Source organism: Variovorax soli NBRC 106424, assembly GCF_001591385.1.
GTDB lineage: Bacteria > Pseudomonadota > Gammaproteobacteria > Burkholderiales > Burkholderiaceae_C > Variovorax > Variovorax soli.
Window position 1 is genome coordinate 1 of the sequence record NZ_BCUU01000155.1, and the last position, 8,198, is coordinate 8,198.

Consider the following 8,198-nt stretch of genomic DNA (forward strand, 5'->3'; position numbering starts at 1 on the left):
CCGCGCGGTGCCAGCGCAGCCGCGCCCAGCGCCAGGCCCGAAAGGGCGAACTGCCGGCGCGCGGGCCGGGGAAGAATCGGGTCCGTCATTCCTCTGTCTCCTCGTTCTCAGCAAAAAGGCGGTCAGCCAGCCAGCAGCGCGTCGATGCGCCCGCGGGTGATGAAGCCAATCTGGTCGAGCGCGGCGCGGCGCTCGGTCTCGGTGCTTGCGGCGGCGCGCGTGCGCAGCGCCTCGAAGATCTGCTGCTTGGTATTGCGGCGCACGGCGATGATGAAAGGAAAGCCGTGGCGTTCGCGGTAGGTGCGGTTGAGCCGCTGCATCTCGCTCAGCTCTTCGCGGCTGAGCGCGTCGAGCCCGGCGCTGCGCTGCTCGCCGACCGATTCGACCGTCATCGTGCCGGCCTGCGCCTCGCGGCCGGCCAGTTCCGGGTGCCCGCACAGGAAGGCGACGCGGCGCTCTTCGGGCGCTTCGCGCACCGCGTCGAGCATGGCCGCATGCAGCGCGTCGATGCTGGCGAAGGGGCGGCGCGACCAGGCGGCCTGCGCGATCCAGGAGGCGTTCTCGAAAGTCGGGCCGACGGCAGCAACGAAGGCGCCTTGGTCCATGTCGTTGAGCTCGGCCAGGCTCAGGTGGGTGGTGGTGAGGGTCATCGGAAATGCTCGGTGATGAGTGGCGCCGGCAGCATGGCCGCCGGCGCTGGTAAGGCCAGGCTGGGCCGCTTGGTTCAGTGCGCGGGAGCGACGGCGCCGATGCGCTGCTTGCGGTATGCAGGCACGCAGGCCAGGATCAGCAAGGTGGCGCAGATTTCGACCGCCGCCACCACGTACAGGCCGGGCGAGAGGCTGCCGGTGCTGGTCTTGATCAGGCCCAGCATCCAGGGTGCGCCGAAGCCGGCCAGGTTGGCGACGGAGTTGATCAGCGCCACGCCGCCTGCGGCTGCGGTGCCGGCCAGGAAATAGTTGGGCATCTGCCAGAACACCGGAATGGCGCTCATGGTGCCGACGATCGCCAGCGTCAGGCCGATCAGCACGGCCAGCGCGCTGTTGCCCAGGAAGAGTGCGATGGCCACCAGGGACACCGCCCCCAGCCCCGCGGCCAGGCCGCAGTGCCAGCGCGATTCCTGACGCTTGTCGGAATGGAAGCCGTTCCAGATCATGCCGGCGGCGCCGCACAGGTAGGCCACGGCCATGATCCAGCCCACCGCCACGGGGCTGGTGAAGCCCACTTCCTTGACCAGCGTGGGGCCGTAGAAGGTCAGCGAGGAGTTGGCGGCGATGATGCAGAAGTAGATCAGGATCATCAGCCAGATGCGGCCGCTCTTGAGCGAGGCCAGCATGCTGTGCTCGCGCTCGCCCTGGGCATGGCCGTCGCGCTCCAGGTCTTCATGCACCAGCTGGCGCTCGCGCTGGGTGAGCCAGCTGGCCTCTTCGGGCTTGTTGGTCAGGTAGAAGTAGGTCACGAAGCCGGCCACGACCGAGGGAATGCCCTCGAGCAGCAGCACCCACTGCCAGCCCGACCAGCCGTTGACGCCGTGCATGCCGGTCATGATGGTGCCGGCCAGCGGCCCGCCGATCACGCCCGCGAAGGCCGAGGCCGACATGAACATGCCGAAGGCCTTGGCCCGGCGGGTGCCCGGGAACCAGTAGGTCAGGTACAGGATGATGCCGGGGTAGAAGCCGGCCTCGAACACGCCCAGCAGGAAGCGCAGGAAATAGAACTGCTCGGGCGTCTTCACGAACATCGTGGCGATGGAGGTCAACCCCCAGCCGATGGTGATGCGCATGATGGTCTTCTTGGCACCGATCTTCTGCAGCAGCAGGTTGCTGGGCACCTCGAAGAAGAAGTAGCCCAGGAAGAAGATGCCGGCGCCCAGGCCGTACACGGCCTCGCTCCACTTGAGCTCGTCGAGCATGGTCAGCTTGATGAAGCCGATGTTGACCCGGTCGATCCAGGCCAGCACCCAAAGGAGCATCAGGAAGGGAATGAGCCGCCAGATGATCTTGCGGTAGATCCCGTCCAGCTCGGACGGGGCGGCGGTGGGCCGGGTGGATGCGGCCGCTGCGGTGGATGTCATGCGTTTGTCTCCTCGGTCCTGGATCTGTGGCTGGGCGGCCCGGTCCCGGTCCGAAAGGAGCCGCCGCCTGCGGGGGCGCAAAGGAGCCGCCGCCTTGGGGGCGCACTGTAGGCACAATGCCCCTGGGGCGCGCGGAGCCTGCGGAATGTGCGCCATAAACCAGCGCGATAGGTCGCGCCCCGCAAGGGCACGCCATCCGGTCGAACCCCTACAAAAATGACGAGAAGCCAGGACCTAGTCGACATCCACCTGCTGCGCGTACTGGCGGCGCTGGTGGCCGAGCGCAGCGTCTCGCGCGCGGCGGTGCGCATGAACCAGACGCAGCCGGCCATCAGCGCGGCCCTCAAGCGCCTGCGCGATGCCTTCGGCGACCCGATCCTGGTGCGCGAGCGCGGCGGCATGGTGCCCACCGCCCGGGCGCTGCAGCTGCGCGAGAGCGCCCGCGAGGTGCTGGGCGAAATCGACCGCATGCTGGCCGGGCCGGAGCGCTTCGAGCCCGGCGCCAGCGTCATGACCTTCACCGTGGCCACGCCCGACTACCTGGCCGCCAGCTTCATGGCCGAGGTGGTGGGCCGCTTCCGGGCCGAGGCGCCGCAGGCGCGCCTCTTGATCCACCCGCTCACGCCCGGCTACGACTACGAGCGCGCCCTGGCGCAGGGCGAGCTGGACATCGTGATCGGCAACTGGCCGCTGCCGCCCGAGCGCATGCACCTGTCGCTGCTCATCGAGGACGAGCTGGTGTGCCTGATGAGCCCGAACAATCCGCTGGCCGCGCCGGGCGCGATGACGCTGCAGCGCTACCTCGCGGCCGCGCACGTGGTGCCCACGCCCTTTGCCAAGTCGCACCGCGCGGTGGTCGACAGCCACTTGGCGGGCCTGCGGCAGACCCGCGACGCGCGCGTGTTCGTGCCCTACTACGCCATGGCGCCCTACCTGGTGGCCCAGAGCGACCTGGTGTTCACCACCGCGCGCCACTTCGCCGAGCAGTTCACCGCCAGCCTGCCGGTGGTGAGCGTGCCGGCGCCCGAAGGCTTTCCGCGCATGCGCTTCTACCAGCTGTGGCACGAGCGCTCGCAGCACCAGGCCGCCCACCGCTGGCTGCGCGGGCTGCTGTCGACGGTGGGCAGCCACCTGGCGCAGTCGGCGCCGGGGGCCACGAGCGGCACCCCGGCCAATGGGACAATCGACGGGTAGTGGACCCTCTCAACCCTTCCTCCTTCAACCCCTCGCTTTTCGCGGACGCCGGCGCGCCCGAAGACATGGCTGCGCTGGCGGCCAGCCTCGCGCCCCGGGCCGCCGCCGGCCACTTTGACGAGCTGCGCGACCGCCTCACGCCGCCGGCGCCGCCCGTGGACCGCACCGGCGCCGCCAAGCCGGCTGATGCCGAAACAGATGCCCTGGCCCCGGCCTGGTCCCACTTCTTCGAGGCGCTCGGCCCGGGCGGCTTTGCCGACCTGCCGCGCCGCGCCCAGAGCCTGGCGCGCCAGATCCGCGACAACGGCGTCACCTACAACGTCTATGCCGACCGCGACGGCCCGCAGCGGCCCTGGTCGCTCGACCTGTTTCCGCTGATCGTCTCGCCCGACAGCTGGGCCGGCATCGAGGCCGGCGTGCTGCAGCGCGTGCGCGTGCTCGACCGGGTGATGGCCGACGTCTACGGCCCGCAGCAGATGCTGGCCGAAGGCCTGCTGCCGCCCGCGCTGGTGCAGGGCAACCCGGGCTACCTGCGCGCCATGCAGGGCGTGAAGCCGCCGGGCGACACCTGGCTGCACATCGCCGCCTTCGACTTGGCGCGCGGGCCCGACGGCAACTGGTGGGTGCTGTCGCAGCGCACGCAGGCGCCATCGGGCCTGGGCTACCTGCTGGAGAACCGCCTGGCCATCTCGCGCCAGTTTCCGCAGGCCTTCGAGTCGCTGCACGTGCAGCGCCTGGCGGCCACCTACAGCGCGCTGGTCGAGGCGCTGCAGGCCATGTGCCCGGCCGGCGCGCCGCCGCACATCGCGCTGCTCACGCCCGGGCCCTACAACGAGACTTACTTCGAGCATGCCTACCTGGCGCGCTACCTGGGCATCACCCTGGTCGAGGGCAGCGACCTCACGGTGCGCGACCAGCGCCTGTACCTCAAGACGCTGCAGGGCCTGCGCCCGGTGCATGGCCTCATCAAGCGGCTGGACGACGAGTTCCTCGACCCGCTGGAGCTGCGCCCCGATTCCACCCTGGGCGTGCCCGGCCTGCTGCAGGCCATTCGCGCGGGCAACGTGCTGGTGGCCAATGCGCCCGGCTCGGCCTTTCTCGAATCGCCCGCGCTGCTGGGCTTCCTGCCGGCGCTGGCGCGCCGCCTGATCGGTGAGCCGCTGGAACTGCCTTCGCTGCCCACCTGGTGGTGCGGCGAACGCGCGGCCATGGAAGCCGCGCTGCCGCAACTGGGCACCTGCGCCATCAAGGCCACTTATGCCGACGCTCAGCGCAACTTCGAGGCGGTGCTGGGCAGCCGGCTGAGCCGGCGCGAGCTGGACGAATGGGCGGGCCGCATCGCCCTCGACGGCGAAGCCCACACGGTGCAGGCCTACATGCCCGTGTCGCAGATGCCCACCTGGTCGCGCGAGGGCCAGATCTCGCCGCGCGCCGTGCTGCTGCGCGTGTTCGCGGTGAGCAATGGCGCGCAAAGCTGGCGCGTGCTGCCCGGGGGCCTCGCCCGGCTCGCGGGGCAGGAAGGGCAGATCGCCTCCATGCAGCGCGGCGGCAGCAGTGCCGACGCCTGGGTGCAGACGCGCGAGGCCATCGACCGCACCAGCCTGCTGCCCATCCACAACACGCCCGCGTCCATGGCGCGGCACCGCGCGCCGGTCACCAGCCGCGCGGCCGAGAACATGTTCTGGCTGGGCCGCTACACCGAGCGGGCCGAGAACGCGGTACGCCTGTCGCGCCTCACGCTGAGCCTGCTGGCCGGCGAAGACCGGTCGTCGGCCGCCTTGCTCGAATGGCTGCACCAGCTGGCGCGCCACAACGCGCTGGTGCCGGCCGACGTGCCCGGCGCCCCGCGTTCGCGCCGCGTGTTCGAGCGCTCGCTCATCGCCGAGCTGGGCAACCCCGACGGCGGCAGCGTGGGCTTTGCGCTGCGCTGCATTCGCAACGCGGCCGGCGCCGTGCGCGAGCGCCTGTCGCAGGACGTGTGGAACCAGATCGTGCGCGGCGAAGCCGAGTTTGCCCGCCAGGCCGCCGAGCAGGCAGGCGAAGTGGCCGGCGGCAGCCACGCCACCAGCGCGGTGCTGCGCATCCTCGAAGACACGAGCCAGGGCCTGGCCGCCCTCACCGGCGCGCAGACCGACCGCATGACGCGCGACGACGCCTGGCGGCTGTTGTCCATCGGCCGGCACATCGAGCGCCTGGCCTTCCTGTCCGACGCGCTGGGCGCGGGCTTCGGCAACGGCGCGGTGCACGAGCTGCCCGGCTTCGAGGCCATGGTGGCGCTGTTCGACAGCACCATCACCTTCCATGCGCGCTACCAGCAGCGCCGCGACGTGGCCACGCTGGTGGACCTGCTCGTGCTCGACGGCGACAACCCGCGTTCGCTCGCCTGGGTCACGCAGACGCTGCGCGGGCGCATTGCGCGGCTGGCGGGCAGCGCGCCCGGCAAGCTCACCGCCCTGTCGTACGAACTGCCCGACCCCGCCGGCTGGACGCTAGAGCACCTGTGCGCGCCGGGCGAAGGCGTGCACTATCCGGCGCTGATGGAACTGTTCGAGCACTGCGAAACCGCGGCCTACCACGTGTCGGACGCCATCGGCACGCGCTACTTCACGCTCACTTCCGAGTCTCTGCGCTCGGTGGGCGTTTGAACCTGGCGGGAGCACCGGCATGCTGCTGCAGATCACCCATGAAACGCACTACGCCTACACGCCACCGGTGGAAACGGCGCAGCACCTGGCGCACCTGAAGCCTTTGCAGACCGCCTCGCAGGAACTGCTGGAGCACCGCATCGAGATCACGCCGCCGCCGGCGCAGCGCAGCGACTCGGCCGATGCCTACGGCAACGCGCGCACCTTCTTCGCGCTCGAATCCACGCACGAGGAGCTGAGCGTGGTCGCCCACAGCCTGGTGCGCACCTCGACCCCCGCGCTGCCCGGCGAGGCCGAGCGCAGCGTGCCGTGGGAGCAGGTGCGCGAGCGCTTCCGCTACCGCAAGGGCGCCGGATACGACGCGGCCGGCGAGTTCGTCTTCGCATCGCACTACGTGCCGCGGCACGACGACTTTGCTGCCTACGCGCGCACCAGCTTCACACCGGGCCGGCCGCTGTTCGACGCCGCGCACGAACTGATGCAGCGCATGTTCAGCGACTTCATCTACGACGGCGACAGCACCGAGATCAGCACGCCCGCCGTGCAGGCGCTGGCGCAGCGGCGCGGCGTATGCCAGGACTTCGCCCACATCATGATCGGCAGCCTGCGCACCCTGGGGCTGCCCGCGCGCTACGTGAGCGGCTACCTGCTGACCCAGCCCGCGCCGGGCCAGGAGCGGCTGGTGGGCGCCGATGCGTCGCATGCCTGGGTCTCGGTCTACTTGCCCGGCGCGCAGGGCGCAGGTGCCTGGACCGACTTCGACCCGACCAACGGCCGCCAGCCCGGCGAAGACTACGTGGCGCTGGCCACGGGGCGCGACTTTGCCGACGTCTCGCCCATGCGCGGCGTGCTGCACGGCGGCGCGCGCCACACGCTGAAGGTGGGCGTGACCGTGCTGCCCGTGCAGGCGCAGGACGACGCGCAGGCGCCCGCTGCCTGAGCAGGGCGAGAATGCCCCGATTGATTGCAGAACCAGGAGTCACCACATGAGCGTCTACGACAAGCTTTCCCAGATGGGCATCGCCCTGCCCCCCGTGTCCGTGCCGGCCGCTGCCTACGTGCCCTTCGTGCGCACCGGCTCGCTGGTCTTTCTCTCGGGCCACATCGCCAAGAAGGACGGCAAGCCCTGGGTCGGACAGCTGGGCGCCGGCACGTCGGTCGAGGAAGGCCAGCAGGCCGCGCGCGCCGTGGCCATCGATTTGCTGGGCACGCTGCATGCCGCAGTGGGCGACCTGAACAAGGTCACGCGCATCGTCAAGCTCATGAGCCTGGTGAACTCCTCGTCCACCTTTACCGAGCACCACCTGGTGACCAACGGCGCCAGCAACCTCATCGGCGAGGTGTTCGGCAGCGACAAGGGCGCGCATGCGCGCAGCGCCTTCGGGGTGGCGCAACTGCCCTTCGGCGTGATCGTGGAAATCGAGCTGATCGCAGAAGTGGGCTGAGGCTCCCACCGGCCTTCGCGTCGTCCCGCTACGACTAATTTGAATCTATTCTTTCTATTTTTTCCAGTTTTGTGAAAGAATAGATTCATGCCAAGAAGATCGGATGCCGTCGAGAGCCTGCCCCCGGTGGTGGCTGCTGCGTTGGCCCGCCTGGGGAGCGACCTGGCTGTCGCGCGCAAGCGCAGGAAGCAATCGCTCCGGGACTGGGCGACCCGGCTGAACGTTTCGGTGCCGACCCTGGCCAAGATGGAAAAGGGCGACCCGACCGTCTCGGCGGGCGTCTATGCAACCGCACTCTGGTTGATCAGGCGCCACGAGGCCATGGCGGTACTGGCGGACCCGCAACACGACCTGGTGGCACTGGAAGGCGAGGTCAAGACGGCAACGCGCCGCGGAGCGAAGGCCCATGCCTGACAGCAGCCCGTACGAACCGAAGGACCAACTCCTCGGCTATCAGGCGCTGCTCGTGGGCCGCGAGGGTGCTGATTCAACGCTGGACAATGCGCTCTCCGAAACCGCAGCCTTCGGGCTCAAGCTCCCGGCGGCGAGGGCCATCGTCCGGGAAGTGGCGCAGACCGTCGATGGGTGGAAGGAACACTTCCAGGCATGCTGTGTGAGCGATGCGGACCTGGCGGTCCTCGCCCAGTACCTGGACAACGACAGACTCGGCGCCCAGCGCAAGGCGCACGCCAATACGCCGATCAAAGGGGCGCGCTGACCGGCGAGATGCGCAACCGCGGCTCGCGGCCGCGCGCTGTTCGTTCCCTACTCGGCCGCGCGCCGCAGCGTGTCCACCACCGGGCGGCGCAGCACTTCGCGCAGGCCCCACCAGCCCGCGCC

8 protein-coding genes are annotated in these 8,198 nt (G+C 70.1%); 6 read left to right on the top strand and 2 right to left on the bottom strand.

Translation table 11 applies throughout. From position 1 onward, the window contains the following. Positions 1-122 precede the first annotated feature (122 nt). Positions 123-650 (bottom strand): 2-oxo-4-hydroxy-4-carboxy-5-ureidoimidazoline decarboxylase, encoded by a 528-nt coding sequence (gene uraD, locus VSO01S_RS25085; RefSeq protein WP_068645495.1) that lies wholly within the window; start codon positions 648-650, stop codon positions 123-125. 74 nt (positions 651-724) lie between these two features. After that, positions 725-2,074 carry an MFS transporter gene (locus VSO01S_RS25090; protein WP_068645496.1) on the bottom strand — a complete coding sequence of 450 codons (1,350 nt, stop codon included), beginning with the start codon at positions 2,072-2,074 and terminating at the stop codon, positions 725-727. Between the two features lie 216 nt (positions 2,075-2,290). On the opposite strand from VSO01S_RS25090, the gene VSO01S_RS25095 reads away from it, so the two are divergent. From VSO01S_RS25095 to VSO01S_RS25120, 6 genes are all read left to right on the top strand, one after another. Beyond that, a complete protein-coding gene (locus VSO01S_RS25095; protein ID WP_068645497.1) occupies positions 2,291-3,268 on the top strand; it encodes a LysR substrate-binding domain-containing protein in 978 nt (325 codons plus the stop codon). Then, positions 3,268-5,913 carry a circularly permuted type 2 ATP-grasp protein gene (locus VSO01S_RS25100; protein ID WP_068645498.1) on the top strand — a complete coding sequence of 882 codons (2,646 nt, stop codon included), beginning with the start codon at positions 3,268-3,270 and terminating at the stop codon, positions 5,911-5,913. The genes VSO01S_RS25095 and VSO01S_RS25100 overlap by 1 nt, the downstream gene beginning before the upstream one ends. A gap of 19 nt (positions 5,914-5,932) precedes the next feature. Beyond that, a complete protein-coding gene (locus VSO01S_RS25105; protein WP_068645499.1) occupies positions 5,933-6,853 on the top strand; it encodes a transglutaminase family protein in 921 nt (306 codons plus the stop codon). Between the two features lie 46 nt (positions 6,854-6,899). Then, on the top strand, positions 6,900-7,358 hold the full coding sequence (locus VSO01S_RS25110; RefSeq protein WP_068645500.1) for a RidA family protein: 459 nt from the start codon (positions 6,900-6,902) through the stop codon (positions 7,356-7,358). Between the two features lie 87 nt (positions 7,359-7,445). Then, entirely contained in the window at positions 7,446-7,772 is a 327-nt protein-coding gene (locus tag VSO01S_RS25115; RefSeq protein WP_068645501.1) for a helix-turn-helix domain-containing protein, read from the top strand. Continuing rightward, on the top strand, positions 7,765-8,076 hold the full coding sequence (locus VSO01S_RS25120; protein WP_068645502.1) for a hypothetical protein: 312 nt from the start codon (positions 7,765-7,767) through the stop codon (positions 8,074-8,076). The genes VSO01S_RS25115 and VSO01S_RS25120 overlap by 8 nt, the downstream gene beginning before the upstream one ends. The last annotated feature ends 122 nt before the right edge of the window (positions 8,077-8,198 follow it).

Excerpts from the sequence above, each read along its gene's own strand:
- uraD (WP_068645495.1), bottom strand. The coding sequence starts at position 650 with ATGACCCTCACCACCACCCACCTGAGCCTGGCCGAGCTCAACGACATG.
- VSO01S_RS25090 (WP_068645496.1), bottom strand. The coding sequence starts at position 2,074 with ATGACATCCACCGCAGCGGCCGCATCCACCCGGCCCACCGCCGCCCCG.
- VSO01S_RS25095 (WP_068645497.1), top strand. The coding sequence starts at position 2,291 with ATGACGAGAAGCCAGGACCTAGTCGACATCCACCTGCTGCGCGTACTG.
- VSO01S_RS25105 (WP_068645499.1), top strand. The coding sequence starts at position 5,933 with ATGCTGCTGCAGATCACCCATGAAACGCACTACGCCTACACGCCACCG.
- VSO01S_RS25110 (WP_068645500.1), top strand. The coding sequence starts at position 6,900 with ATGAGCGTCTACGACAAGCTTTCCCAGATGGGCATCGCCCTGCCCCCC.
- VSO01S_RS25115 (WP_068645501.1), top strand. The coding sequence starts at position 7,446 with ATGCCAAGAAGATCGGATGCCGTCGAGAGCCTGCCCCCGGTGGTGGCT.
- VSO01S_RS25120 (WP_068645502.1), top strand. The coding sequence starts at position 7,765 with ATGCCTGACAGCAGCCCGTACGAACCGAAGGACCAACTCCTCGGCTAT.